Here is a 25,517-nt window from a genome sequence, read left to right as displayed (position 1 = left end):
CTACGCCGTTCGAGCGGTGCGGGTCGGTGCGGCGGATCCGTCCGGCAGCAGGCGCAGTCCCAACTCGACCATGGTCAGGCCGAGTCGGGTGCGCAGTCCGGTGCGCGGGGAGTGGTTGTCGGTGCCGGCCCGGGGGTGCGCGAGGCGGAAGTCGGCTGCTTGGCGCCGGAGTTCGGCGGAACGGATGGTGTGCAGCTGGAGGTGCGTCTCGGGATGCATGGCTCTGTGGTCCCCTCGGTCAGGTCGTTCGACGGGTCATTCGGCGGGGCGTGGGAAGACGTGCAGGTGGGTGCGGACCAGGGCGGAACCCTCGGTGCCCTCCGGGACCCGGCCCCAGTAGCTCTCGATGAGCTCGTGGACCTTCTCCGCCATTTCCAGGGCGAGTTCGGGTGTGAGGCGCATCTTGAAGTCGCTCAGGTCGGAGGAGCGCACCCACTCCTTGGGCCATTCGTGCGTGGTGCCGAGCCAGGTGTTCAGCTCCTGGGCGTGCCGGGTGGCGCTCTCGTGCAGGACGACTCCCATGGCGCCGCGGATCTCCGGGTCCGGGTCGCGGAGGAAGTCCGCACTGTGGTCGAACGCGATGCCTCCGTGGGCGGCCTTCCACCACCGCTCGCGGCCCTTGCCGCGCTCCGGGTCGTCCTCCACGAAGCCGTAGGAGGCGAGCTGCCGCAGGTGGTAGCTGGTGGCGCCGCTGGACTCGCCGAGCCGGTCCGCCAAGCCGGACGCCGTCGCCGGGCCGAACTCCCGCAGGGCGGTCAGCAGCCGCATCCGCAGGGGGTGGGCAAGGCCGCGCAGGGAGCGGGCGTCCACCGTGTGCATGTCCGGGGCGCCGTCCCGACCGGTCTCTTTCTCTGTCATGCCCCAACCATAGAGTTACAAAGGAAGCTTTGCAACAGGTTCTTTGCATCGACTCCTTTGTAACTCTGGGCGGACGGCCCCCGTCCCTCACCCCGTCCTGATGAACCCCTCCGCGACCAGCCAGTCCTTCGCCACCTGGTGCGGGTCGTCCCCGTCGACGTCCACCTTGGCGTTCAGCTCCTGCGCCACCTCCGTGGTCAGCCGGGCGCTGAGCGGGTCCAGCAGGGCGGCGATCACCGGGTACTTCTCGAAGGTCGGGGTGTGGATGACGGGCGCCGCGTTGTAGTTGGGGAAGAAGTGCTTGTTGTCCGTCAGCACATCGAGGTTCATCGCCTTGATCCGGCCGTCGGTGGTGAACACCTCTCCCAGCAGGCAGGAGTTGGACTTCGACACCTGGGTGTAGACGATCCCGGCGTCCATCTTCTTGATGTTGCCGCCGGGGATCGACATCCCGTACGCCTTCTCCATGCCCGGCAGCCCGTCGTTGCGGGAGGCGAACTCGTTCTCCACACAGACCGTCACCGCCGAGGGGTTCTTCTTCGCCAGCGCGGCGACGTCGGAGAGCGTCTTGAGGTGGTACTTCGCGTTGTTCCGCTTGCTGATGGCGAGCGCGTACGTGTTGTTCAGGGTGGACTGCGGCAGCCACGTCACCCCGTTCTTCCGGTCCGCGTCGCGCACCGCCTCCCACTGCTTCAGCGGGCTGATGATCGGCTTCGAATGTCCCAGATAGGTGATCCAGGCGGTGCCGGTGTACTCGTACATCGCATCGGCGTCGCCCTGGCGGATCGCCTCGCGCGCGCTGATCGAACCGGGCAGGTTCGTCCGGTCGAGCACCTCGGCCCCGGCGGCCTTGAAGATCAGGCCGATCATCTGGCCCAGGATGATGTTCTCGCTGAAGTTCTTCGACGTGACGGTCAGCGAGGCGCCGTCCAGCGGCTCGCCCTTCCCCACCGACCCCGGCTTCACGTCGTCGACCATCGGGGACCCGCTCTTCAGGCCGCACCCGGAGAGCACCAGCGCCAGGGCGGCCGCCGCCACCGACGCCGTACGCATCCGCCTCCTCCTCATTACCCCGCCTCCAGTCCGCGCGGTGTCAGCGCGACCTCGACCAGCGACGCCAGCCAGTCCACCAGCAGCGCCAGCACCACGGTGAGTACGGAACCGAGGACCAGCACCGGCATCCGCTGGGTCTGGATGCCCGAGGTGATCAGGTCGCCGAGCCCGCCGCCGCCCCCGAACGTCGCCAGGGTCGCCGTGCCCACGTTGAGCACCAGCGCGGTCCGTACCCCGGCCAGGATCAGCGGCACCGCGAGCGGCAGTTCGACCTTGGAGAGCGTCCCCATCGCGGACATCCCGATCCCGCGCGAGGCCTCCACCAGGGTCGGCTCGATCGCCTTCAGACCGGCGACGGTGTTGGAGAGCACCGGCAGCACCGCGTAGATCACCATGCCGGTGATCGCCGTCGAGGGGCCGATGCCCAGCCAGATGACCAGCAGCGCAAGCAGCCCGATCGCCGGGGTCGCCTGGCCGATGTTGGCGATCGCGGTGACCACCGGGGCCGCCTTGTTCAGCCCCCGCCGGGTCAGCGCGATGCCCAGCGGGATGGCGATGATCAGCACCCAGAAGGTCGAGATGGCGGTCAGCCTGACGTGCTGCCACCAGCGCAGTTCGACGGTGTCGCCCGCGAGGGAGTTCTCCGCGATGGCGTCGAGGTGGACGTTGTTGATCCATACGTAGGTGACGATCAGGACCACCGCGAGCGCTGCGGGCACCGTCACCAGCTTGCGCCAGGTGATCCGGCGGGCCGGCCGGGCCGAGGCGGGCGGCGGCTCCTCCTCCTCGTCACGGAAGGCGTGGCCCTTGACGTCGTGCTCGCCGGGCGGGCGGTCCCGGTCGGACGCGGGGACCGGACCGGTGGGGCCGGGGCTGGAAGGAGAGGGGGAGCGAGAGCTGGGAGTCATACGTCCGCACCGCCCTCCAGCTCCTGCACGGTCTGATGGCTGCGCTGGTCATCGAGCTGGTGCTGGTGCTCGATGGCGGTGAGCCGGTCGGCCTCCAGCAGTTCGTGCACGGAGTTCATCAGGGTGTGCATGTCGACGACCCCGATGAACTCGCCGCGCCGCCCGGTCACCGCGACCCGCCCGCCGCTGTCGGTCAGCACCGCCTCCAGCGCGTCGTGCAGCGTGGCGTCCCTGGTCACCGTGTCGTGCACCAACTGCCCGGCCCGCGCCAGTGAACCGCGGGCGCGCATCAGGTCGCCGCGCCGCAGCCACTTGTAGGGGCGGTTCCTGCGGTCCAGCATCAGCAGTTCGTTGTGCGGGCCGCCGCCCAGCTTGTTGAAGACCGACTGGAGCGGGTCGTCGACCGTCACCGTCGGGAACTCGGCGATCTCCACGTCCCGTACCCGGGTGAGATTGAGCCGCTTCAGCGCCGCACCGGCCCCGACGAAGCCCGAGACGAAGTCGTCCGTCGGGTTGGTCAGGATGGCCTCCGGGGTGTCGAACTGCGCGATGTGCGAGCGCTCGCGCAGCACGGCGATCCGGTCACCCAGCTTGATGGCCTCGTCGAAGTCGTGGGTGACGAAGACGATGGTCTTGTGCAGTTCGTGCTGGAGCCGGATCAGCTCGTCCTGGAGGTGGTCGCGGGTGATCGGGTCGACCGCGCCGAACGGTTCGTCCATCAGCAGCACCGGCGGATCGGCGGCCAGCGCCCGCGCCACGCCCACCCGCTGCTGCTGACCGCCGGAGAGTGCACGCGGATAGCGGCCGTGGAACTCGCGCGGGTCGAGCCCGACCAGATCGAGCATCTCCTCGACCCGGTCCTTCACCTTCGACTTCGACCAGCCGATCATCTTCGGCACCAGGGCGATGTTCTCCGCGACCGTCATGTGCGGGAAGAGCCCGGACGACTGGATCGCGTACCCGATCTTCCGGCGCAGCTTCACCGGATCCATGTCGGTGACGTCCTCGTCGCCGATCCGGATGCGGCCGGACGTCGGCTCGATCAGCCGGTTGATCATCTTCAGCGTGGTCGACTTCCCGCAGCCGGACGGGCCTACGAGGATCACGGTCTCGCCGGCCTTGATGTCCATCGAGACGTTGTCCACGGCCGGGCTCGGGTTGCCCGGGTAGAGCTTGGTCAGGTTCTCCAGCTGGATGGTGGCGCCGGAGGTGGTGTCCACGGCGGGTTTCTCCTCGGCTTCCGCCTCGGTCTCAGACACGGATCCCCCTCGGGATGGTGAGCCGCCCCAGCAGTACGTACGCGGCGTCGAAGAGCAGGGCGAGGACGACGATGCCGAGCGTGCCCGCGAGCACCTGGTTGATCGCGTTGGCGCTGCCCAGCGAGGCGATCCCGCGGAAGATCTCGTTGCCGAGCCCCGGCCCGGAGGCGTACGCGGCGATGGCGGCGATGCCCATCAGCATCTGGGTCGAGACCCGGATGCCGGTGAGGATCGGTGGCCAGGCGAGCGGCAGCTCCACCTTGCAGAGCCGGGCGATCCGCGACATCCCGATGCCCTTCGCCGCGTCCACCAGCGCCGGGTCGACGCCGCGCAGCCCGACGATGGAGTTCCGGACGATGGGCAGCAGCCCGTACAGCGTCAGGGTGATCACGGTCGGCGCCACACCCAGTCCGACCAGCGGGATCAGCAGACCGATCGCGGCGAGGGACGGAATGGTCAGGATGGCCGCCGTCGAGGTGATCGCCAGGGAGCCGCCCCAGCCGCTGCGATAGCTGACGACACCGATCAGGACGCCGAGCACCGTCGCGATGACCATGCACTGGAACACGGCGCTGACGTGCTGGAACGCGTCGGTGAGCAGCTGCTGGTGCCGATTGCCCAGATACTCCCAGAAGCTCAACGCGGCACTCCTCGGCTCAGTTGACGTCCTCCGCCGCCTGTTCGACGAGGGGGATGATGCGCAGGGGTACGGGGTTCTCCATGACGATGGCCGTGGAGGCCCGGACAATGCCATCAAATCCGACAACGAGGTCGATCACCCGTTGGAGATCCGCGTTGGAGCGGGCCACGAGCCGGCAGAACATATCGCCCTGTCCGGTGGTGGTGTGCAGTTCGAGTACCTCCGGTACGCCACTCAAGTGCGCCCGCACGTCGGTCCCTTGACCCTGTTTGATCTCCAGCGTCGCGAAGGCGGTGACCGGGTAGCCGAGGGCCGCGGGGTCCACGTCCGGACCGAATCCGCGGATGACGCCATTCGATTGAAGACGGTCGAGGCGCGCCTGCACCGTCCCGCGCGCCACGCCGAGCCTGCGCGAAGCCTCCAGTACCCCGATCCTGGGTTCACGCGCCAGCAGCACGATGAGCCGCCCGTCCAGGTGATCGATGGCCAAGGTCTGCCTCCGGGGAGTCGCAGGGATGGTCAGCATGTACAGATAGCCCGCTCATCATGGTCAACCACTGCACAGACTGCCCAGTGATTTCGCAAACTGTTGCGCACCTTGCGAAGCGGGGAGACCCTTCGGACATGACTGAGACGATGCACAGCACCCCCGACAGTGCACGGCAGGCCGACCCCTTCCCGGTCAAGGGAATGGACGCCGTCGTCTTCGCCGTCGGCAACGCCAAGCAGGCCGCGCACTACTACTCCACCGCCTTCGGCATGAAGCTGGTCGCCTACTCCGGACCGGAGAACGGCAGCCGCGAGACGGCCAGTTACGTCCTGACCACCGGCTCCGCCCGCTTCGTCTTCACGTCCGTCATCAAGCCGGCCACGGACCACGGCCGCTTCCTGGCAGACCACGTCACCGAGCACGGCGACGGCGTCGTCGACCTGGCCATCGAGGTCCCGGACGCCCGCGCCGCCTACGCCTACGCGGTCGAGCACGGTGCCCACGGCCTGACCGAGCCGCACGAGGTGAAGGACGAGCACGGCACGGTCGTCCTGGCCGCCATCGCCACGTACGGCAAGACCCGCCACACGCTCGTCGAGCGCGGCGGCTACGACGGCCCCTACCTCCCCGGCTACGCCGCCGCCGAGCCCATCGTCGCGCCGCCCGCCAAGCGCACCTTCCAGGCCATCGACCACTGCGTCGGCAACGTCGAGCTCGGCCGGATGAACGAGTGGGTCGGCTTCTACAACAAGGTCATGGGCTTCACCAACATGAAGGAGTTCGTGGGCGACGACATCGCCACCGAGTACTCCGCGCTCATGTCCAAGGTGGTCGCGGACGGCACCCTCAAGGTCAAGTTCCCGATCAACGAGCCGGCCGTCGCCAAGAAGAAGTCCCAGATCGACGAGTACCTGGAGTTCTACGGCAGCGCGGGCGTCCAGCACATCGCGCTCGCCACGAACGACATCGTCGCCTCCGTGAAGGCGATGCGTGAGGCCGGCGTCCAGTTCCTGGACACCCCGGACTCGTACTACGACACGCTGGGCGAGTGGGCCGGCGAGACCCGGGTGCCGGTGGAGACCCTGCGCGAGCAGAAGATCCTGGTGGACCGCGACGAGGACGGCTACCTGCTCCAGATCTTCACCAAGCCGGTCCAGGACCGGCCGACGGTGTTCTTCGAGATGATCGAGCGCCACGGCTCGATGGGCTTCGGCAAGGGCAACTTCAAGGCCCTGTTCGAGGCGATCGAGCGCGAGCAGGAGCGCCGCGGCAACCTCTGAGCGATGCCGTAGTACGACGACGGGCGGGCCGGATTCCTTCCGGCCCGCCCGTCGGTCTCCCGCCGGCAGGGCCGTGTCGAACTGCTCCCCGGACTCGACCTTTCACGGCGCTGAGCGCCCACGTGTCCCGGGTCAGGCGTGACAGAAGGAGGCTTGGTCACGCCTGGTCACGCCTGGTCACGCCTGGTCACGCCTGGTCACGCCTGGTTCGCCGCGGCGCTCCGGCGCTCGCCGGTGACCTTCGAGGACGGCAGACGGCCGGCCTTGGATGTGCCCCGGAACGTGTCGCCGTCGACCGTCACGTCGAAGGCCAGGTTCAGCCGCATGGGCTTGGTGACGGACTGCTTCCAGGTGAGCCGGTCTCCGGTGAGGGCGACGTCGGCCAGCGGTACTTCCTCACCGGCTCCGTGGGCGACCCCGGTCAGGGCGCCGTCCTGCCGACGGAGTTCGACCACGGCCTTCATCTTGCCGATGGGGGTGGAGATGGAGAGGTTCCAGGTGCCTTCGACGGACATGCTGATGTTCTTCCTGACTGGTCAAGGGGGTGGGCGACTGGGCCGTGACGGGCGTGGGCCGCGTGTTCAGAGGGCGGCGGGTGCCGGGCCCTGAGGCCGCCAGACCGTGCCGCGCCGCTCGTGGGCGAAGAGCTCTTCGACGGCGTGCGCGATGCGGGGGCCGGCCTCGCGCTCCAGCAGGTACAGGCCGAGGTCGAGCCCGGAGGTGACGCCCGCGCCGGTGATCAGGTCGCCGTCGTCCACGATCCGGGCGCGGACGGCGTGGGCGCCGGTGGCGTCCAGCATGTCGAGGCCCAGGTGGTGGGTGGTGGCGTGGCGGCCCTCCAGCAGCCCGGCCATGGCCAGGACGAGCGAGCCGCCGCAGACGGTGGCGACCGTGATGCCGGGGTCGTCCATCGCCTGCTTGAGGAGTGCGGGCAGCCCGGTGCTCAGCGTGCGGCCCAGAAGCACCGGGATGAACTCGTCCTGCTTCCACTCCCCGGCGCCCACCTCCTCCTCCGGGACCTCGCCCGGCTCGCCGACCCGGCCGGAGGCGCCGGGCACCACGACCATGTCCGCGCGTTCCAGGTCGAGGGCTCCGGTGGCGCGCAGCGCCATCCCTCCGGTGCCGCTGATGACCTCGCGTGGCCCCTCCGCGGAGACCAGCTCGACGGTCACCGCCCCGTCCGACGCCGAGCCACCGGCGTACAGGACCTCGTAGGGGGCGATGGCGTCGAGCGGGTCGAAGCCGTCGAACAGAACGATCTGGACGTGCATGGGGTGGTTCCTCCGGCGTCGGCTTCCTTCTCGGACGCTTCGAAGTCAACCGGCTGTAGCCGTGATCGCACAGTGGCAAGAATGACAGGTTTCAACGGGATAACGCCACAGGCTCTCGGAGAGCCTTGAAGGCCATCGAAGAGCTTTGAACTGCGGCAACGTCACCACGCTCGCCACCGGTCCGGATTCACCGAGCCAGTGACGAGGTAGATTCCAGCCATGCACACCGTCGCCGTTCTCGCGCTGGATCGGGTGATCCCGTTCGATCTGTCCACCCCGATCGAGGTCTTCTCCCGGACCCGCCTGCCCGACGGGCGCCCCGGCTACCGGATCCGGGTGTGCGCCGAGAGCGACGAGATCGACGCTGGATTCTTCACCCTGCGTGCCCCCTGGGGGCTGGAGGCTCTCCAGGAAGCGGATACGGTCATCGTGCCTGGTGTCACCGATCCCGCGACCCCCGTCCCTGCCCTCGTGCGGGACGCGCTGCGGTCAGCCGCTGCCGGCGGCACACGGATCGCCTCCATCTGCACGGGCACCTTCCCCCTCGCCGCCACCGGGCTCCTCGACGGGCTGCGAGTGACGACGCACTGGCGAGCGGCGGGCCTGCTGGCCGCCACCCATCCGGACATCGACGTCGATCCGGACGTCCTCTACGTCGACAACGGCCAGTTCCTCACCTCGGCCGGCGCGGCCGCAGGCATAGATCTGTGCCTGCACATGATCCGCCATGACTACGGCTCCGCCGTCGCCGCGGACGCCGCCCGCCTCTCGGTCATGCCTCTCGAACGAGAAGGCGGTCAGGCCCAGTTCATCGTCCACGACCACGCGCCCACACCGCAGGGCTCCGAGCTGGAAGCCCTGCTCGACTGGCTACGGGAGAACCTGGCCCGCGAGCTCAGTCTCGCTGACATCGCCGCGCGGGCCGGGACCAGCACCCGGACCCTGATCAGGCGCTTCCGCGACCAGACGGGCATAACCCCACTCCAATGGCTCCACCGAGCCCGCATCCGCCAGGCACAGCACCTCCTCGAAACCACCGGGCACTCCGTCGAACGCATCGGCAGCCAGGTCGGCTTCGGCTCCCCCACCGCCTTCCGCGACCGCTTCAAACGCACCACCGGTGTCAGCCCGCAGACCTACCGGCGCACGTTCAGCTGACAATGGCCCCACCGGCCCTCCATCGCGCGGGCGCGGACCGCCCCGGGACGTCCCGTGCCCGACGTGATGCCCACCTCAGGGAAGCCGCTTGGCCTCCGCGACGAAGGCGCCCCAGGCCTGGTTCCCGATGAGGAGGGCGGGGCCGGCGGGGTTCTTGCTGTCGCGGACGGCGGTGCGGGGGCCGGGGGCGAGGTCGGCGACCTCTATGCAGTCGCCTCCCGACGATCCGCCGCCGCTGTAGCTGCTCTTGCGCCAGACGGCACGGCCAAGTTCGGTAGCGAGCATGGTGGTTACCTCTTCCTGGCGGCTAAAGCTTGAGTCTGATCCGGTGGATGAGGTCATTACTGTCCACGGGGCTCAACGCCACCGATCTCAATGAGTCGAACGCGAGCGTATAACGGCCCGTTTCGGCAGGGGTCTCCATGTGCAGTGTTCCGGTGACGTGCTCAACGCAAACGACGTCGGAAAAGGTGGGCGTGGGAAAGCCGAACACGACGAATGCCCCGACGAGCCCGGCGTGAGCGCCCGCGCTGAAGGGCACGACCTGGATCTCGATGTTCGGACGCTCGCCGAGCTCCAGCAACTGGTCGAGTTGTGGCCTCATCACGGAGGCACCGCCCACCTCGCTGCGCAGGGCTGCCTCCCCCTCGATCACGCAGATGCGCGGCGCTTGCTCGCGCGCGAGCACTTCTTGCCGTTGCATCCTCATGCCGACGAGCTCGTCGATGCGCTCGGGGCTGAGCATCTCAGGATTGGCCCGATACAAGGCTCTTGCGTAGTCGGGCGTCTGGAACAGCCCGGCAACCAGGAGCGGCTGAAAGGACCGGATGTAGTCCGACGTCTGCTCGTAGTCGATGTGATCCGCGTACGAGGGGAGCGTCGTGCCCAGGTTTCGTGTCCATCCGCGTTCGTTGCGGCGCCGGGCAAGCGTTACCAGGTCCTCGATGAGTACATCGTCCTGCACCCCGTAGAACGTCAGCAGGTCGCGTAGTTCACCGAGGGAGATACCGAGGTGTGCGTTCTCGATGCGACTGATCTTCGATCGGTGGCATCCGATCCGGTCAGCGGCCTCCTCCGGAGACCTTCCGGCCGCTTCACGGAGCTGGACGAGTGTTGTGGCAAGCCTTCGCCGTCGGACAGAAGGCCGGGAATCGACCATGCGTACCCCCCTTTATGAATGGTGACGGGCCAAGGGTAGTAGCCACAAAAGATCTTGGAACGGTTTCCTATTGATTCGGTTGCGGTGAGGACGGGTTCCGAGACACTCTGGATTCGTAACTCACCGCAACTGTGTTGTTGCGAAAGGTGAGTTTTTGCGCACGCAAAAGACCCCCGCGACCTGCGCCGGTCCGGGGGCGTGGCCCACGCCCTCACAGGAGCGTCGACATGAAGCATGTTATCGACTGGCTGTTTGGTCCGCTGCTGCGGTCCATGAATCCGCCCCCTCAACTCAGCCCCCTCCCACCGCCCTTCCCCGCCAAGTCCCGGTCCGGGGCCATCGCTCTGGCGGACACCCGGCTGGCCGCCGCGCGCGGTCCGTACTCGCCCGCCGCCTGGGCCCGGTGGGAGCGGGCCGCGATCCGGCAACGACGGGCGCACCGGACCGTGTTGTGGCTGGCATCCCACGGTATCGACGCGGGGCCGCGCGTCATTCACGGTGTGGTGGTCGGGCGGTGACGCCGGAACAGGTGGTGCGGCGGTGGAGTCGTCGCCCCCGTCAGGTCGGGCGGGCGCGTGCCGAGTTGCGTACGGCACTGGCACGTTGGGAGATGGCGGCGCTCACCGACACCGCGTCGCTCGTCCTGTCGGAGTTACTCACCAACGCCGGGCGGCATGCCCGGGTCTCGCCGGGGCGGGAGATCGAGACCCGGTTCGTCCGGCTGTCGGACGGGGTGCGGATCGAGGTGCACGACGCCTCGGCCGTCCGGCCTGTCGGCCGCGAACCCGCACTGGACGCGTGCGACGGGCGCGGGCTCTTCCTCGTGGCCGCGCTGGCGGACCGCTGACCGGATCGGCCCGGGGAAAGCCGTCTGGGCGGAGTGCGGGCTCCCCGCAGCGGGCGGAGGCGCCCGGGATGCCGACTGAACAGCTCCGGTGCGCGGTACGGATGAGGCGCGGCGACCTCGTGCACGTACAGGGGGAGTGGCGCGAGGTGAGCGCTGTGCGGCTGGACCGGTTCGCGACCGGCGGCATGGCGGTGGTGCTGGCCTTCACCGGCGGCGGGCGGCCCCTGCGGGTGCCCGCGGATCGGCTGGTCACGGTATCGGCCCCGGAGCCGTCCGGGTTCCCGGGCTGGGTGTTCGTCGAGGACACGTCCGAGAGCCCGGTGATACACGAGACGGAGTGCGTCACCTGCGGCGAGGGACCGGAGCCGTCCGTACCGGAGGCCGTAGCCGTCCGGCACGTATGGCGCGCCGAGCATGCCGTCCGGACAGGGCACACCCGCTTCCTGGTCCTGCGCGTCGGGCTGCTGCGCGCGGTCGCGGGCCCCTCCGCGGGGGCGGGCAGCCCGTGGGTGCTGAGCGATGGGGCGAGGGAGCGTGATGCCTCGACGTAGACGTAGGTGACGCAGCGGCCGGTGAGGGGCTGTCGGCGGACCGGGCCACACGCTACCTGCTCACCGGCTGCACCGGCCCGGAGCCGCCGGACGTCCAGGCACCGTCCGATGTCCTGTTTCTCACGCGCCGGGACAGGCGCGATCGCGGAGCTGACGGCCCTGCGCCGGTACGGTCCTGATAGCCCTGACCAGCGACAACGATGTGCATGGCAGCCCGTCCTCCATCGCAGTGTTTGAATGGACCGTCGTTCCGGCTGAGCAAGGAGAAGCGCAGTGCCCCTGGTGTCTGTTGTGATGCCCGTGTACAACTCGGCAGCCACCGTCGGCGCTGCCATCCGGTCGGTGCTCACACAGACCCACAGCGACCTTGAGCTCCTGGTCACCGACGACAAGTCCTCTGATGACTCCATGGATCTGCTCATGGAGTTCGCCCGGCAGGACAAGCGCGTCCTGCCGGAGTCGGCACCCGAACGGGGCGGTGCCGGCCGGGCGCGCAACCTCGCTATTCAGCGGGCCCGGGGTGACTACGTCGCGTTCCTCGACAGTGACGACATGTGGCTGCCGGAGAAGACGGAGCGGCAGATCGAATTCGCTGCCGCGGGCAGCGCGCCCTTGACGTTCACCTCGTACTTCAAGATGGACGCCGACTACGACGGCGAGAGCACCGACTTCGTTCCGAACGGCCGGGTGGTCCGGGCGACAGGGCACGTGGACTACCGCGCGATGCTGGTCCGGGACCACATCGGAGCGCTGACCGCCATGTACGACCGCAACGTCCTGGGCACGAGGCTGATGCCGGAGATGCGCAAGCGCCAGGACTACGCGCTGTGGCTGTCGATCATGCGCGACGGCGCCGACGCCCGGGGCCTCGCCGAACCGCTCGCGGTGTACCGGGCACACCAGGCGGGATCGCTGTCCTCCAACAAGCTCTCGCTCGTCCCGTACAACTGGAACCTGTACCGCGAGCACGAGCACCTCTCGGTTCCCCGGGCGACGCGCGCACTGGCCGGCGCGGTGTGGCAGTCGCTGCGGAACTCGCGCGTCTGAGTCCGGACCGCACCCGGGAGGCGGGTGCGGTCCGGGAGCCGGGGGCGACAACTCTGAGCGATGCCGGAAGTCGACCCGCTACAGTCGGTGGTGCAGCAGACTTGGCGCCCAGTGCCCACATGGTCTGCTGCACCACCTGTGCGGCAACGGATCAGGAGTCACGGTGTACCCCCTGGGGGCGCGAGCTATCTGCGTCGAGCTGGAGAACTGAGAACTTCCTCAGTCCCTGTTCTCGGCCCGGCTCGGCGTGTGATCACTCTCCCTGCACCCTCCGTGACTCTTCCGTGAGGCCATACCGCCATGCGCTCGACGCAGATCCGACAGACGTTCACCGACTTCTTCACCTCCCGTGGTCACCAGCTGGTCCCCTCCAGCCCGCTGGTCCCCGACGACCCCACCCTGTTGCTCGCGAACGCCGGGATGAACCAGTTCAAGCCCTACTTCCTGGGCGAGACCACCCCCGCCTTCCCCCGCGCGACCAGCATCCAGAAGTGCGCCCGCACCTCCGATATCGACAACGTCGGCCGCACCAACCGGCACGCCACGTTCTTCGAGATGATGGGCAACTTCTCCTTCGGCGACTACTTCAAGGAAGACGCCATCGCCTACGCCTGGGAACTCCTCACCCAGGGCTACGGGCTGGAGAAGGACAAGCTCTGGATCACCGTCTACGAGGACGACGACGAGGCCGAGCACATCTGGCGCCGCATCGGCGTCCCCGCGAACCGTATCCAGCGCCTTGGCATGGGGGACAACTACTGGTCCATGGGCGTTCCTGGCCCCTGCGGGCCGTGCTCGGAGGTCAACTACGACCGAGGTCCGGCCTTCGGCGAGGAGGGCGGCCCGGCCGTCGACGGCGAGCGCTACGTCGAGATCTGGAACCTGGTCTTCATGCAGTTCCAGCGTGGCGAGGGCGACAGGAAGGGCAACTTCCCCATCCTCGGCGAGCTCGACCGCAAGGGCGTCGACACCGGCCTGGGCCTGGACCGGCTCGCCGCGATCCTCCAGGACGCCCAGAACGTGTGCACCACCGACTTGCTGCTGCCCACCCTGAACGCCGTGCAGGACCTCGCCGGCCGCGCGATGCCGTCCGAGGGCGAGGAGAAGGTCTCCTTCCAGGTCGTCGCCGAGCATGCCCGCTCCATGGCCTACCTCATCGCCGACGGCGTGCTGCCCGCCAAGGACGGCCGCGGCTACGTCCTGCGCCGCCTGATGCGCCGCGCGATCCGCCACGCCCGCCTGCTCGGCATCGACGGCCCCGTCCTGCCCCCGGTGACCGCCCGCGTGATCCGCAATCTCGGCGGCGTCTGGCCCGAGCTGACCGGGCAGGCATCGCTGATCGAGCAGGTCGTCGCCGCCGAGGAGGAATCCTTCAGCCGCACCCTCACCCAGGGCACCCGGCTCCTGGACGCCGCGATCAGCCGTACCCAGCACAGCGGCTCGGCCGCGCTGACCGGCGAGACCGCCTTCGAACTCGCCGACACCTACGGCTTCCCCGTCGAACTCACCGTCGAGGCCGCCCGGGACGCCGGACTGAACGTCGACGAAGACCGCTTCGCCACCCTTCTGGACGAGCAGCGCACGCGCGCCAAGGCCGGCGGCAAGGCCAGGACTTCCCAGGCGCTGAAGAAACAGGACACCTATCGCGAACTGTCCGCCGCCCTCCCGCGGACCGAGTTCCTCGGATACGAGCACCTGTCCGCTGAGGCCACGGTCACCGGGCTCATCTCCGGCGGCGCGGTCGTGCCCAGCGCCGGCCAGGGCACAGAGGTCGAGCTGGTCCTGAACCGCTCACCTTTCTACGCCGAAGCCGGCGGGCAGATCGGCGACACCGGCGCTCTCAACCTGAGCGACGGCACCGTCGTACGCATCACCGACACCCGCTACGGCCTGGAAGGATTCCGCGTCCACACCGCCCGCGTCCTGGACGGCGAACTGACCACCGGCGCGAGCGGCGAAGCCGTTGTCGACGCCGACCGCCGGGCCGGCCTGATGCGTTCACACTCCGCCACCCACATCCTGCACGCCGTCGTCATGGCCACCCTCGGCGACCACGCCCGCCAGCAGGGCTCGCTCGTCGAACCCGACCGGCTCCGCTTCGACTTCGCCCACTTCAGTGCACTCACCCCCGACCAGCTCACCCAGATCGAGCAGACCGTCAACGGCCATGTTCTCGACGACCCTGCGGTCCGCGCCTGGCACGCCGACCGTGCCGAGGCCGAGGCCGCCGGAGCGATCGCCCTGTTCGGCGAGAAGTACGGCGACACAGTCCGCATCGTCGACATCGGCGACTTCTCCCGTGAGCTGTGCGGCGGTACCCACGTCGCTCACGGCTCCCAGGTCGGCACCTTCCGCCTGCTCACCGAATCCTCTATCGGCTCCAACCTCCGCCGCGTCGAAGCCCTCACCGGCCACGGCACCATCACCCACCTCGACACCGAACGACGACTGCTGACCGAACTCTCCGGCCTGCTCGGCACCCGGCCCGCCGAGGCCCCCGACGTCCTGCACAAGCGCCTGGAAGCGCTCGCCTCCGCCCAGAGTGAACTGGCCCGCCACCGTACGGCCGAACTCGGCCGGATTGCGGCAGACCTGGCGGGCGATGCTCGGACTTCCGGGCGGGGCCGCCTCCTCGTCCAGCCCGTCACCGGCATCGCCTCCGACGAACTGCGCTCCCTGGCCGCCGACACCGTCACGCGCCTGGGAACCGGGGTGGCCATCGTCATCCTGGCTACCGAACACCAGGGCAAGGCCCTGCTGGTGGCCGCCGTCTCGCCCGCTCTGCATCAGACCGGGGCTGAGGCGAGCCGGCTCCTCACCGAAGCGGCACGGATCGTCGGCGGCGGATCCGGCGGACGAGGGGCAATCGCCAACGCAGGCGGCCGTGCCCCCGAACGCCTGGGCCAGGCACTGGCCATCGCCGGCCAGGAAGCTGAGCGTCTACTGAACGGCTGACACAGGCTCCGTACTCACGTGCTGGTGCTGCCGCGGGCGCTCGCGGTGCACGACGTCCGCCTCTGACGCACCGTTCGCCAAGCCATGAGGGCGGCTGGTCAGCCGAGCACACCCGCGTCGACGCCGATCCTTTTCACGCACGCGTCTTCGGTGGCCAGCAGGGTGATCACGCCCTTCTGGATGTCCATGTGCGACGCCACCATGGACCAGCCGCGCTGTTTGAGGACCACCCGGGTCTCGCCGACGGCGTCCGTGCCCTTGCTGTTCTCCCGGGGCGGCTGCCAGTCGCGCTCGCGGAGCTCGCTCACCACTTTTTCGAATCGGGTGAGGTCAACGGGCGTGGTTTTGGTACCGAAGCCCTTGAACGCGACGCCGCACGATGCCAGAGAGTCGTCCGTCCGCTCCTCGGTCGAGCGGGCGTAGTCCGGAGCGTTGTCCGGAACGCCCGCGTTCGCGGCCGAGGAGTCGAGGTCTGCGCGCACGGCCTTCTCCGGGAGAGGGCCCGTGCCCTCGGGCCGGGGCGCCGCCGACGACGGGGCGGGGGCTTCGGTACCGGCGTCGTCCGTGCCGCAGCCCGCGGCCCCGACGGCTATGACGGCCAGCGCCAAAGCGGCCCATTTCGTCCTGCTCACGTGTCCCCTCCCAAGTCGCGGGCGCGTGCGCCCCCGCGCGTCCGGGGAGGAGTCTGTCACGCGGCGCTTCGCGTCCTCGCGCTACGCCGGAAGCATCGCGCGGCGTCCCGGCGCGGCGGACGACTGTGCGGTCTTCCCGCCGTCCACCCAAGGTTCACCCGAGGCCCAGTCACCCTGGCGCGGACGCAGAACCCTGGCGGGGCTCCGGTCGTCGGATCGGGGCCCCGCCGCTAAGACCGCCGCCGTGACAGAGCTTGATCGGCCGGCTCGTGCGGCTCGGCTCCTCTCACACGCCGATGAGCAGCGGATCAGTCCTCTGTGGCGAACTCCTCGGCGTCGGCGGCGAACTCGGCGGCGTCGGAAAGGACGCTGGTGATGTCACCGGACAGCCAGCCGACCAGGAAGTCGACCGCGCCCACGGGAAGTGCGACCCGCCGGGGCCGCCGGGCTGAGTGTTCGTCGAGGACGCGTTCGACAGCCCGGCGGTGCACGAAACGGAGTGCACCACGTGTGGGGAGGGCCCGGAGCCTGCCGCGTCGCCGGGTGTTGCCGTACGGCACCTGTGGTGCGCCGAGCACGCGGCGCGGACAGGGCGCACCGGGTTCCTGGTCCTGCGCGTGGGGCTGCGGTGGGCGCGTGACGTTGACTACAACGCCTGGCCCCGGGACAAACGCAGAGGTCCCGCCAATCCCAAGTACCGTGCCGATGTTGCCGGTGACGAAGGGAAAGGAGAGGCACAGAAATTCACTGATGCCGTAATCCTGAGAAAGCAGAAGGAGATTGGCGAGTGGCTCGCCAGCTCCAAGAAGAAGCTCGTTTTCCCGGCACACTTCAGCGAGGCCACTGGAATGAGTTTGAGCCGGGAGAATTTCAAGCAGGGAACCGCGGAGCAGTGGGTCACCGGGGTTCAAGTGGTCCTGAATCGCGATCCGTCCGCAGTGAGTGGTTATAGAGTCCTCACGTCCTACCCCATTCCCTAGTTCAAGAGTAGGTTCAAAAAAGTGGCAACGTCGACCGATCGCTTCCGAGAACTTCGGCGTCTCCTGTCTTCCTACGAATCGACAGGTTTCGCCTTCGATGACACTGAGAGCTGCCCGGGGGACGCGCTGTGTGCCTATCTCAGGCAAACGGCTTCAGACCCGGGGCGCGTAGCCGAGGCTCTGGCCGAAATCGAAGATCTTCTCGCGGTCGGCCTGTTCAACGACGAGATCGCGGAAGACGTCGACCTCCTTCCCAAGATCAACCCACCCGTCGGAGGAACGGTGGAAGGATGCCTTGCTGTCATCTACGGTCACCTCCGAAGGAGCCTGGAGGGTCCGACAGCATCTCCTCGCACGCCGCCTCAAACCGCATGGGAGTGGGCAGAGCGATTCCCGGAACTGTCACAGATGCTGGGAGCGTACTTCCACCAGGATTTCCCGCTGGAGTACTCCTCACACAGAGAAGCCCTCGACGACTACATCTCGGACACACCTGAGAGCGACCTCCAACAAGCGGCAGAAGAAATCCGCGAATTTCTCACTCTCAACGAGTCGGATCAATCGCTCAAAAATCGGCGAGTGCGCTGGGGCTTGGAGGTTCCCCGCCTCCGGGCGTACGGCTGCGCCAATGGTTGGTGGACGTGCGGGAAATTATCCTTAACCAGTAAAGAGTAACTCTGCGCTGTCCCTCATGCCGCCTGCTCGGTGGACAGCCCGTAGACGGCCTCCATCCACTGGGCCAGGCCGTACATCACCGAGCAGACGTCGAGGTGCGTGAGCGCCTGGCGCAGGTAGGGGGGCATGGCGCCGTTGGCGGCCACTGACGCGGCCGGCTCGCGTCGCACAAGGCTGACGGGCCCAGGCTGCGAACCGGGGCCCGTGTGCAAGGCAGCGGAGTGCTGAGCGCGGACGTGCTCCCTGATCGCCGTGGCTAATTGCCGCCGTCCGCCGCGTAGCGGAGGAACACGCTTGTGTCGACGGTCCATTCACCTACCGTGACGATGTCGCCGAACGCGTACTCCATCGTGTTGGTGTAGCGGGCGTCGTCTCCGCTACCGGTCGGCTTCCAGTGGTGCAGGACGATGCCTGCGCGCGGGTCGACGATCAGATAGCGCGGAATGCGCATGGCGGGGTAGTCGCGCATCTTGCTCACGTAGTCGTTCTCGGGGTTGGAGCGCGAGACGATCTCGGCGGCAAGGAGAACGTCCGCCGGGTCGATGCCCTGCTCGTCCCCCTCCTCAAGCACCGATTCAGGGATCACGATCACATCGGGGCGTCGCAGGATCCCCAGCACCTGGTCCTCGACATCTCCGCCGGTGTGGGCGACCACTCCGTCGGGCAGTTGGGCGTCGAGCTGCCTCCGCAAACGCAGCGCGGCGAGCTCGTGCCGTTTCACTGGTGACATCATCATGACGATCTCGCCGTGGCTGATCTCCGGGTACTCCAGACCGGGAGGCACGGTGAGTTCTGCGGCGAATTTGCGCAAATGACCGTACACGGTGTCGTTCATGTATTTGATGATAGAGGCCGAGAGTGGCGCAGCTGCCGGTCGAGGCGGGCGGGCGGCTGGGTGGGCCGGACCGTCCGCGCCGCCTCGGGCGGGGCGGGCTCGCGCCGGATGTCAGTGCCCCGACGCCGCCCCCGACGACGAAGGCTTGGCCGCCGATGGTGACGGTGCCGGTGGGCCCGCCGCGCCCTGCTTCGGGGGTGCGGGGGACGGGGCCGGGGACTGCGGCGGGTCGGTTCGCTGCGGGGGCGGGGCCGGGGCCTGGGGTGGTGCCGGTGGGGGTGCGGGCTGCATGTCCTGGGGGCCGCCCGCCGGGGGCAGGCCCATGGTGTCCAGGGCCTCCTGCGCGCTCGGGGCGTCCAGCGGCGAGAACCGGGGGTTGGTGCGGAGCGCGGCCTCCAGGTTGCGGCGGGCCGGGCCGAAGTCCCTCAGCGCGCGCTGGACCATGCCGAGGTGGTACGCGTACGAGGCGTTCTGGCCGCCCGTGTCGACCGCCTTCCGCGCGTACTCCAGAGCCGAGTCCGAATCGCCCGAGCGGTGCAGCGCCCAGCCCAGCGCGTCGGCCACCGCCGCGCTGCGGTGCCCGAGGTCCCACTCCGCGCGCAACTCCTCCACCGCCGCGTCCGCGTCACCGTGGGCGGCCTCGAAGCGGCCGAGGAGCAGCGCCTCGTCCACGCCCTGGGTTCCGGCCCGGGACAGCGCCTTGCGCAGCCGGGTGTACTGGTTGACGGAGTCGCCGTCCAGGCCCAGCGACTCGTACAGCTCGCCCAGCTCCAGCATGTACTCGGGCCGCGGCGACTTGGCCAGTGCGGCCTGGTAGTCCCGCTGGGCCTCGTCCGTGCGGCCCAGGGCCGCCAGCGCACGGGCGCGGCCCGCGAGGGACGCGTGGTGGGCGCGGTCGGTGCGCAGCGCCGCCCCGTACTGGGCCACGGCCTCCTTCGGTTCGCCCCGCTCCCAGGCCAGGTCGCCCAGCCGGGAGAGGCAGGCGGCCTTCTCCGCAGTTGTCTTCGCCCGGTTCGCGGCGTCCTGGGCGGTGGCGAGCGCGTCCTCGCGCCAGCCCCGGTCGCGGTACATCTGCGCCGCCCGTCCCAGCGCGGGCACCCCGGCCCGCAGCTCCGTGTACTTCTCCACCGCCGTGATCGCCGACTTCTGGTCGCCGAGGCCGTTGTACGCGTCGATCAGCTCCGGGTACACCGTCCACTGCTTCGGCTGCCGGCGCCGTACCGTCTCGCCCCACTTCTTCGCCGTCACGTAGTCGTGCCGGGCGTTGGCGAGCGAGGCGAGGCCGACCCAGGCCGCCTCGTTCCCCCGGTCACCCGGCTGCACGTTCAGCGACCGCTTCAGCGCCTGCTCGGCGCGGGTGTAGTACGCCGCGTCCGCCGCCCGCCGCCCCCACTCCACGTACGCGGACCCGAGCACCGCCCACGACTGCGCGTCGGAGGGGTGGGTGCCCACCCACGACTGCCGGTCCCCGATCAGCGCCGTCAGATCGGAGAGCGAGGCGGGGGAGCCGGCCGTCGTCGCGGTCATCGCCCGGGAGACCGGACCGGACACCGGCGGCGCCGCGTCCTTGTCCTCGTCAGGCACGGCGACCACCGCACCCGTCACCAGCACCGCACCCGCCACCGCGCCGACCGCGGCCCGGCGCAGCGTCGTGCGCAGCGAGGCGGGTGGCGGCTCGGCCAGGGACGCGGGGTCCGGCGGCAGGGCCGGAGGGGATTCGCAGGGTGGGGCGTACGCGGTGTCCGGGGTCTCGGGGGAGTGGTCCGGCCCGGGGGCCGCCGGGGGCTGCTGCGGAGTGACGTCCATGCCGATCACTCTGCGTCAGTACGAAGATCGCACCACGTCTTGGGATGACAGGCGCTTACGGGTTCACACCAATGGGCCCGGATGCGAGTCTTGGATCATGGACGATCTTCTCGAACTACTGCGTGCGGGGCTCCCGGCCGAGGCCCTGATCACCGACCCGGACATCACCGCCTCCTACGCCAATGACATGGCGAGTTTCTGCGAGGCGGGCTCCCCGGCCGTCGTCGCGCTCCCACGCAACGTCGAGCAGGTCCAGCACGTCATGCGCACCGCCACGGCCCTGCGCGTCCCGGTCGTCCCGCAGGGGGCCCGCACGGGCCTGTCGGGCGCCGCGAACGCCTCCGACGGCTGCATCGTGCTCTCCCTGACCAAGATGGACCGCATCCTGGAGATCAGCCCCGTCGACCGGATCGCCGTGGTGGAGCCGGGCGTCATCAACGCGGTGCTGTCCCGCGCGGTCGACGAGCACGGGCTGTACTACCCGCCGGACCCCTCCAGCTGGGAGATGTGCACCATCGGCGGCAACATCGGGACCGCCTCCGGCGGCCTGTGCTGCGTCAAGTACGGGGTCACCGCCGAATACGTCCTCGGCCTCGACGTCGTCCTCGCGGACGGACGCCTCCTCAGCACCGGCCGCCGCACCGCGAAGGGCGTCGCCGGATACGACCTCACCCGGCTCCTCGTCGGCTCCGAGGGCAGCCTCGGGATCGTCGTCAAGGCCGTGCTCGCGCTCAAGCCGAAGCCGCCCCGGCAGCTCGCGCTGGCCGCCGAGTTCCCCAGCGCGGCCAGTGCCTGCGACGCGATCTGCGCGATCATGGAGCGGGGGCACACTCCGTCACTCCTCGAACTGATGGACCGTACGACAGTCCGAGCCGTCAACAAGATGGCGAACATGGGCCTCCCCGACTCCACGGAGGCGCTCCTGCTCGCCGCCTTCGACACACCGGACCCCGCAGCCGATCTGGCCGCCGTCGCGGAACTCTGCACCGCCGCCGGAGCCACCGAGGTCGTCCCCGCGGAGGACGCGGCCGAATCCGAAATGCTGCTCCAGGCCCGGCGGATGTCGCTCACCGCGCTGGAGACCGTCAAGTCCGCCACGATGATCGACGACGTGTGCGTACCGCGCTCCAAGCTCGGCGCCATGCTGGAGGGCACCGCCGCCGTCGCGGAGAAGTACGACCTCACCATCGGCGTCTGCGCCCACGCGGGCGACGGCAACACCCACCCCGTCGTCTGCTTCGACCACACGGACGCCGACGAGTCCCGGCGGGCCCGCGAGTCCTTCGACGAGATCATGGCGCTCGGCCTCGAACTCGGCGGCACCATCACCGGCGAACACGGCGTCGGCGTACTCAAGAAGGAGTGGCTCGCCCGGGAACTCGGCGAGGTGAGCGTGGAACTGCACCGGGGCATCAAGCAGGCCTTCGACCCGCTGGGGCTGCTCAACCCGGGCAAGGTGTTCTGACACCCCGGCAAGGTGTTCCGGCCGGCGTCCCGCGCCGCGCCCGCTCAACTCTCGCCGTCCTGCGTCTCGTCCGACGGCCAGGGATCGCTCATCCACAGGTCGTCGGCCGGCAGCGGCGCCAGCAGTTCCGCGAGGCCCTCGTCGATGCCGAGCCGCTCGGACTCCGTGCCCGGCGGCACCACCCGCAGCGTCCGCTCCACCCAGGCGGCCACGGCGGCGGACCCCACCTCCAGCAGGGCGTTGCCGTCCGGCGAGGTCAGCGCCACACAGATGACGGAGCGTCCGTCGACCTTGGTCGGCCAGATCCGTACGTCCCCGTGCCCGCACGGCCGGAACACGCCCTCCACCAGCAGATCGCGGGCGAACGTCCAGTACACCGGGGCGTCCGAGCCGATGTGGAAGGTGATGTGCACGGCGTACGGGTCCTGGGTCCGATAGGTCAGCCGGGCGGGCACCGGGATGCTGCGCTCGGGCGACAGGACCAGCTTGAGCTCCAGCTCGCGTTCCACGACGGTGTGCATGAGGCGTCCCTTCGAGACCTGTGAGCCGGTCCCGCGACCGGCCTTCACAGGGAGAGAGCGCCCTCCCCGCCATCCATTACGCGACTTCGGGGAAAAAAGATTGGCGTGACCGGAAAGTGGCCCAAACCCCCGGACCGGCACGGGGGTACGCGGGTGTCTGGTAGATGTGGACCCTTGTACTGAGACCCTTGTACTGAGACTCGAAGAGATACGGGACCACGGTGATGAGCGCCCCAACCCCGGCACCCGGTGACGAAAGCCCCCGCGAGGGGTACTACCCCGATCCGTCCATTCCCGGATACGTCCGGTACTGGAACGGCGCCTCCTGGGTGCCCGGCACGAGCAGGCCCGCCCCGCAGAGCGGCGAGTCGATGCCCTCGGCACCCGAACCGGAGCCGGCCGAACCGCACCGGCCCGCCCCGGCGCCGGTGGACGAGACCGGTCCGATGTTCTTCGACGAGGATCCGCCGGCCGACGTCCGGTCCGAGCCCTCGCCCGCCTGGCAGGCCGACGTCTCCCGGCAGAACGGCTTCGGCGGCGAGCACGACCGCCGGGTCTCCTGGGGCGGTCAGCCGGGTCAGCCGGGTCAGCCCGGCCAGCCGGGTCAGCCGGGTCAGCCCGGCCCGCAGCCCGTTCAGCCCTCGCAGCAGGGTGAGCAGCTCTCGCAGCAGCCCGTGCAGTCTGCGTCGGGCGCCGACCCGCGTACGCCCGAGGGCAGTTCCCCGGCAGCCGACACGCCCGGAGACCGCTCCCCGGTGCCGCGTTCCTCCGGTGACCGCTCGCCCGCCGTCCGGCGTAGCGCCGACCTCGCTCCGGTGGACCCGCGCCTGCCTGTGCCTCCGGGCCCGGACGCGGCCCCTGACCCGGCGCCCGGCCCGGCTGCCGGTGCGCTGCCGGGCATGCGGGACGGCGGTGACCGGGCGGAGAACACCGTCGCCATCCGGGTCGCCCGGCCCGGACGCTCAGGTCGGTCCGGGGGCTCCGCCGACTCCGGCGGCGGCAACCGCGACGGTCAGGAGCCGCCCGCAGAGGGCACGATGACGATCCGGGCGCTCGGCCCGGCCGTTCCGGCCGCCCCGGCAGCCCCACAGACCACAGCGCCCGGCCCCGCGCAGCATCAGGGGCCCGCGTTCCCCCAGCAGGCTCAGGCACCTCAGCAGGCTCAGACGCCCCGGCAGGCTCAGACCCCCCGGCAGATTCAAGCGCCTCAGCAGACCCGCCAGGCCCAGCAGACCCGCCAGGCCCAGCAGGCCCAGCAGCCCCAGCAGGCCCAGCAAGCTCACCAGCCCCACCAAGCCCAGACGCCTCACCAAGCCCAGGCACCCCACCAGGCTGAGGGGCCCGATCAGCCCGTCGTGCCCTGGAAGCCTCCGGTGAACGACCATTTCCAGCAGCTGGCGGCGGCTCAGTCGGCGGCCCGTCCGGCCGCGCTCGGCAAGAGGTTCGCCGCCCGGCTCATCGACACCGTCGTGCTGGGCGCGCTCGTCGGCGCCGTCGCCTTCCCCCTCGCGACCCGGGCCGCGGACCACATCAACGAGAAGATCGACGCGGCCAAGCTGTCCGGTGAGACGGTCACCGTCTGGCTGCTGGACTCCACCACCGCCGGACTGGCCGCCGGGGTCCTCGTCGCGTTCCTGGTGCTGGGCGTCCTCCTGGAGGCACTGCCGACCGCGAAGTGGGGCCGTACGCTCGGCAAGAAGCTCTGCGGACTCGGCGTACGGGACATCGAGTCCGGCTCGTCGCCCACCTTCGGCGCCGCCCTGCGCCGCTGGCTCGTCTACGGAGTGCTGGGCCTCCTGGTGGTCGGCGTGCTCAACGTGCTGTGGTGCCTGATCGACCGGCCGTGGCGGCAGTGCTGGCACGACAAGGCGGCCCGCACCTTCGTGGCCGGCTGAGGAACCCGCACGGCTGAGGGAACCCGTATGGCTTATGGACCCGCACGGCTGACGGCTCATCGGGTGATGGGCCGTCGGGTGGTCCCCGTTCCCCCGAAAGCACCTCAGCCGTTGCGGGCGCCCGTGCGGCGGGGTGCACTGCCCCCATGAGCAACGATCAGCCGACGTCCGGCCAGCCGCCAGAGGACGACCCGTTCCTCAAGAAGCCGCACGAGCCCCAGCCGCCGTCGGGCTCGCCCTACGACAGCGCGCCGCCTCCTCCGCCGTACGACCCCGGCCCCTACGGCGGAGGCCAGTTCGGGGGCGCGGACCCGCTGGCGGGGATGCCGCCGCTCGCCGAGCCCGGCAAGCGCATCCTGGCCAGGCTGATCGACTTCCTGATCATCTCGATCCCGCTGTACCTGATCTCACTGCCCTGGGGCGGCGCGGTGGAGGTGTCCAACGACAACAACGGGAACGACGACGTCGGTGACATCTTCGCCCAGACGTACAGCGGCCATCAGCTGATCTGGTCGCTGATCGGACTCGTGATCTATGTCGGGTACGACACGTACTTCACGCACAAGGACGGCCGCACCCTCGGCAAGCGGCTGCTGAAGCTGCGGGTCGCGATGCTCAACGACGGCAGCGTGCCCGACACCGGCAGTTCCTTCCTGCGGGCCGTGGTGCTGTGGCTGCCGGCGCTGCTGTGCTGCCCCTGCCTGTGGTGGCTGATCAACATCGTGCTGATGTTCACGGACAAGCCGTACCGGCAGGCACTGCAGGACAAGGCGGGCAAGACGGTGGTGGTGACCACCAACGGCCGCAACACGGCTTGAGGCAGCCGGAGCACGGCCCGGTACGGACGCTGTCAGTGCCGCAGTGAGTGCTGGCCCACCCGTGCGGAGGCGGAGGTGCGCGCGGCCGGGATCGTGCGCTGTACCTGGCCCACGGCGCGGTCCCCGGCTTCGTGGGCGGGGCGGGCGTCCTGGTGCGCGGAGACCGCGGCCCCGGTGGGCGATGTCCGGCGGCGCGTCGGCGCGGGCACGTTGACGGCCACCAGCAGGCCGAGCGCGAGCCCGGCCGCGGCGATCACGACGATGCCCAGGTCCGAACTCGTCCGGGACAGCAGCAGCATGGCGAGGGTCGAGAAGACAACGGTGACCGAACCGTAGGAGAGCTGTGCGGCAGTAGGACGCTGCATGGCGTTATCCGTCCTCGGGACGTCGGATGGGCGGTCTCTCAACACGGTC

The 25,517-nt window shown here is 69.6% G+C and carries 30 protein-coding genes; 12 read left to right on the top strand and 18 right to left on the bottom strand.

Features of this window, described 5'->3' with window-relative positions:
- The 7 genes from ACZ601_RS09600 to ACZ601_RS09570 all read right to left on the bottom strand — a co-directional run bounded on the left by ACZ601_RS09600 (position 1) and on the right by ACZ601_RS09570 (position 5,208).
- Positions 1 to 219, bottom strand: a complete 219-nt coding sequence (locus tag ACZ601_RS09600) for a hypothetical protein (RefSeq protein ID WP_469535067.1) — start codon at positions 217 to 219, stop codon at positions 1 to 3.
- Between the two features lie 36 nt (positions 220 to 255).
- Positions 256 to 858, bottom strand: a complete 603-nt coding sequence (locus ACZ601_RS09595) for an ArsR/SmtB family transcription factor (RefSeq protein WP_440576055.1) — start codon at positions 856 to 858, stop codon at positions 256 to 258.
- Positions 859 to 945: 87 nt separating this feature from the next.
- Positions 946 to 1,911, bottom strand: coding sequence for a glycine betaine ABC transporter substrate-binding protein (locus ACZ601_RS09590; RefSeq protein WP_440576054.1), 966 nt, complete (start codon positions 1,909 to 1,911; stop codon positions 946 to 948).
- 14 nt (positions 1,912 to 1,925) lie between these two features.
- Positions 1,926 to 2,819 (bottom strand): ABC transporter permease, encoded by an 894-nt coding sequence (locus tag ACZ601_RS09585; protein ID WP_469535062.1) that lies wholly within the window; start codon positions 2,817 to 2,819, stop codon positions 1,926 to 1,928.
- Entirely contained in the window at positions 2,816 to 4,078 is a 1,263-nt protein-coding gene (locus ACZ601_RS09580) for an ABC transporter ATP-binding protein (protein ID WP_469535059.1), read from the bottom strand. Before ACZ601_RS09580 ends, ACZ601_RS09585 begins: the two co-directional genes overlap by 4 nt.
- Entirely contained in the window at positions 4,071 to 4,718 is a 648-nt protein-coding gene (locus ACZ601_RS09575; protein WP_311305441.1) for an ABC transporter permease, read from the bottom strand. Before ACZ601_RS09575 ends, ACZ601_RS09580 begins: the two co-directional genes overlap by 8 nt.
- A gap of 16 nt (positions 4,719 to 4,734) precedes the next feature.
- Positions 4,735 to 5,208: an Lrp/AsnC family transcriptional regulator gene (locus ACZ601_RS09570; protein WP_327337101.1), complete on the bottom strand. Its 474-nt coding sequence runs from the start codon at positions 5,206 to 5,208 to the stop codon at positions 4,735 to 4,737.
- Positions 5,209 to 5,342: 134 nt separating this feature from the next.
- Between ACZ601_RS09570 and hppD the strand changes: the two genes are divergently transcribed.
- On the top strand, positions 5,343 to 6,488 hold the full coding sequence (gene hppD, locus ACZ601_RS09565) for a 4-hydroxyphenylpyruvate dioxygenase (RefSeq protein WP_440576051.1): 1,146 nt from the start codon (positions 5,343 to 5,345) through the stop codon (positions 6,486 to 6,488).
- Positions 6,489 to 6,685: 197 nt separating this feature from the next.
- On the opposite strand, the gene ACZ601_RS09560 is transcribed toward hppD, so the two are convergent.
- Entirely contained in the window at positions 6,686 to 7,003 is a 318-nt protein-coding gene (locus ACZ601_RS09560; RefSeq protein ID WP_440576050.1) for a hypothetical protein, read from the bottom strand.
- Positions 7,004 to 7,069: 66 nt separating this feature from the next.
- On the bottom strand, positions 7,070 to 7,759 hold the full coding sequence (locus ACZ601_RS09555) for a DJ-1/PfpI family protein (protein WP_440576049.1): 690 nt from the start codon (positions 7,757 to 7,759) through the stop codon (positions 7,070 to 7,072).
- Between the two features lie 219 nt (positions 7,760 to 7,978).
- On the opposite strand from ACZ601_RS09555, the gene ACZ601_RS09550 reads away from it, so the two are divergent.
- On the top strand, positions 7,979 to 8,917 hold the full coding sequence (locus ACZ601_RS09550; RefSeq protein ID WP_469535055.1) for a GlxA family transcriptional regulator: 939 nt from the start codon (positions 7,979 to 7,981) through the stop codon (positions 8,915 to 8,917).
- 75 nt (positions 8,918 to 8,992) lie between these two features.
- On the opposite strand, the gene ACZ601_RS09545 is transcribed toward ACZ601_RS09550, so the two are convergent.
- Both ACZ601_RS09545 and ACZ601_RS09540 read right to left on the bottom strand, forming a co-directional pair.
- Entirely contained in the window at positions 8,993 to 9,202 is a 210-nt protein-coding gene (locus tag ACZ601_RS09545) for a DUF397 domain-containing protein (RefSeq protein ID WP_469535052.1), read from the bottom strand.
- A 22-nt stretch (positions 9,203 to 9,224) separates the two neighbouring features.
- Positions 9,225 to 10,076, bottom strand: coding sequence for a helix-turn-helix domain-containing protein (locus ACZ601_RS09540; RefSeq protein ID WP_469535051.1), 852 nt, complete (start codon positions 10,074 to 10,076; stop codon positions 9,225 to 9,227).
- Positions 10,077 to 10,303: 227 nt separating this feature from the next.
- On the opposite strand from ACZ601_RS09540, the gene ACZ601_RS09535 reads away from it, so the two are divergent.
- The 5 genes from ACZ601_RS09535 to alaS all read left to right on the top strand — a co-directional run bounded on the left by ACZ601_RS09535 (position 10,304) and on the right by alaS (position 15,476).
- Positions 10,304 to 10,594, top strand: a complete 291-nt coding sequence (locus ACZ601_RS09535) for a hypothetical protein (RefSeq protein WP_469535049.1) — start codon at positions 10,304 to 10,306, stop codon at positions 10,592 to 10,594.
- The gene (locus ACZ601_RS09530) at positions 10,591 to 10,923 is read left to right on the top strand and encodes an ATP-binding protein (protein ID WP_469535047.1); all 333 of its coding nucleotides are present in this window, start codon (positions 10,591 to 10,593) and stop codon (positions 10,921 to 10,923) included. The genes ACZ601_RS09535 and ACZ601_RS09530 overlap by 4 nt, the downstream gene beginning before the upstream one ends.
- Positions 10,924 to 10,991: 68 nt before the next feature.
- Entirely contained in the window at positions 10,992 to 11,474 is a 483-nt protein-coding gene (locus ACZ601_RS09525; RefSeq protein ID WP_469535045.1) for a DUF7848 domain-containing protein, read from the top strand.
- Positions 11,475 to 11,747: 273 nt separating this feature from the next.
- Positions 11,748 to 12,521, top strand: coding sequence for a glycosyltransferase family 2 protein (locus tag ACZ601_RS09520; RefSeq protein WP_440576046.1), 774 nt, complete (start codon positions 11,748 to 11,750; stop codon positions 12,519 to 12,521).
- Between the two features lie 300 nt (positions 12,522 to 12,821).
- Positions 12,822 to 15,476, top strand: coding sequence for an alanine--tRNA ligase (gene alaS / locus ACZ601_RS09515; RefSeq protein ID WP_469535043.1), 2,655 nt, complete (start codon positions 12,822 to 12,824; stop codon positions 15,474 to 15,476).
- Between the two features lie 98 nt (positions 15,477 to 15,574).
- Here the strand turns inward: alaS and ACZ601_RS09510 are convergent, their stop codons facing one another.
- Both ACZ601_RS09510 and ACZ601_RS09505 read right to left on the bottom strand, forming a co-directional pair.
- Entirely contained in the window at positions 15,575 to 16,108 is a 534-nt protein-coding gene (locus tag ACZ601_RS09510; protein WP_469535040.1) for a hypothetical protein, read from the bottom strand.
- Positions 16,109 to 16,416: 308 nt separating this feature from the next.
- On the bottom strand, positions 16,417 to 16,599 hold the full coding sequence (locus tag ACZ601_RS09505; protein ID WP_469535309.1) for a hypothetical protein: 183 nt from the start codon (positions 16,597 to 16,599) through the stop codon (positions 16,417 to 16,419).
- Between ACZ601_RS09505 and ACZ601_RS09500 the strand changes: the two genes are divergently transcribed.
- Together ACZ601_RS09500 and ACZ601_RS09495 are read left to right on the top strand one after the other, a co-directional pair.
- A complete protein-coding gene (locus ACZ601_RS09500; RefSeq protein ID WP_469535038.1) occupies positions 16,561 to 17,088 on the top strand; it encodes an RNase A-like domain-containing protein in 528 nt (175 codons plus the stop codon). The genes ACZ601_RS09505 and ACZ601_RS09500 overlap by 39 nt on opposite strands.
- 21 nt (positions 17,089 to 17,109) lie before the next feature.
- The gene (locus ACZ601_RS09495) at positions 17,110 to 17,763 is read left to right on the top strand and encodes a contact-dependent growth inhibition system immunity protein (RefSeq protein ID WP_469535037.1); all 654 of its coding nucleotides are present in this window, start codon (positions 17,110 to 17,112) and stop codon (positions 17,761 to 17,763) included.
- Positions 17,764 to 17,777: 14 nt separating this feature from the next.
- Here ACZ601_RS09495 and ACZ601_RS09490 read toward each other — a convergent pair whose 3' ends face one another.
- The 3 genes from ACZ601_RS09490 to ACZ601_RS09480 all read right to left on the bottom strand — a co-directional run bounded on the left by ACZ601_RS09490 (position 17,778) and on the right by ACZ601_RS09480 (position 20,404).
- The gene (locus ACZ601_RS09490; protein ID WP_469535034.1) at positions 17,778 to 17,933 is read right to left on the bottom strand and encodes a hypothetical protein; all 156 of its coding nucleotides are present in this window, start codon (positions 17,931 to 17,933) and stop codon (positions 17,778 to 17,780) included.
- Positions 17,934 to 18,019: 86 nt separating this feature from the next.
- Entirely contained in the window at positions 18,020 to 18,598 is a 579-nt protein-coding gene (locus ACZ601_RS09485) for a Uma2 family endonuclease (RefSeq protein ID WP_469535032.1), read from the bottom strand.
- 111 nt (positions 18,599 to 18,709) lie between these two features.
- Positions 18,710 to 20,404, bottom strand: coding sequence for a tetratricopeptide repeat protein (locus ACZ601_RS09480; protein ID WP_469535029.1), 1,695 nt, complete (start codon positions 20,402 to 20,404; stop codon positions 18,710 to 18,712).
- A gap of 97 nt (positions 20,405 to 20,501) precedes the next feature.
- Between ACZ601_RS09480 and ACZ601_RS09475 the strand changes: the two genes are divergently transcribed.
- Positions 20,502 to 21,869, top strand: coding sequence for an FAD-binding oxidoreductase (locus ACZ601_RS09475; protein ID WP_440577690.1), 1,368 nt, complete (start codon positions 20,502 to 20,504; stop codon positions 21,867 to 21,869).
- Positions 21,870 to 21,913: 44 nt separating this feature from the next.
- Here ACZ601_RS09475 and ACZ601_RS09470 read toward each other — a convergent pair whose 3' ends face one another.
- Entirely contained in the window at positions 21,914 to 22,390 is a 477-nt protein-coding gene (locus ACZ601_RS09470) for an SsgA family sporulation/cell division regulator (RefSeq protein WP_440577691.1), read from the bottom strand.
- 224 nt (positions 22,391 to 22,614) lie between these two features.
- Between ACZ601_RS09470 and ACZ601_RS09465 the strand changes: the two genes are divergently transcribed.
- Together ACZ601_RS09465 and ACZ601_RS09460 are read left to right on the top strand one after the other, a co-directional pair.
- Positions 22,615 to 24,285: an RDD family protein gene (locus ACZ601_RS09465; RefSeq protein ID WP_469535026.1), complete on the top strand. Its 1,671-nt coding sequence runs from the start codon at positions 22,615 to 22,617 to the stop codon at positions 24,283 to 24,285.
- A 146-nt stretch (positions 24,286 to 24,431) separates the two neighbouring features.
- The gene (locus ACZ601_RS09460; RefSeq protein WP_440577693.1) at positions 24,432 to 25,103 is read left to right on the top strand and encodes an RDD family protein; all 672 of its coding nucleotides are present in this window, start codon (positions 24,432 to 24,434) and stop codon (positions 25,101 to 25,103) included.
- A gap of 32 nt (positions 25,104 to 25,135) precedes the next feature.
- On the opposite strand, the gene ACZ601_RS09455 is transcribed toward ACZ601_RS09460, so the two are convergent.
- The gene (locus ACZ601_RS09455) at positions 25,136 to 25,468 is read right to left on the bottom strand and encodes a hypothetical protein (protein ID WP_469535023.1); all 333 of its coding nucleotides are present in this window, start codon (positions 25,466 to 25,468) and stop codon (positions 25,136 to 25,138) included.
- Positions 25,469 to 25,517: the final 49 nt, after the last annotated feature.

The sequence above is a fragment of the Streptomyces sp. NPDC104307 genome (genome assembly GCF_055584045.1).
Note: the sequence above shows the minus strand (reverse complement) of the source record. Positions and strands in the feature narration are given on the sequence as shown.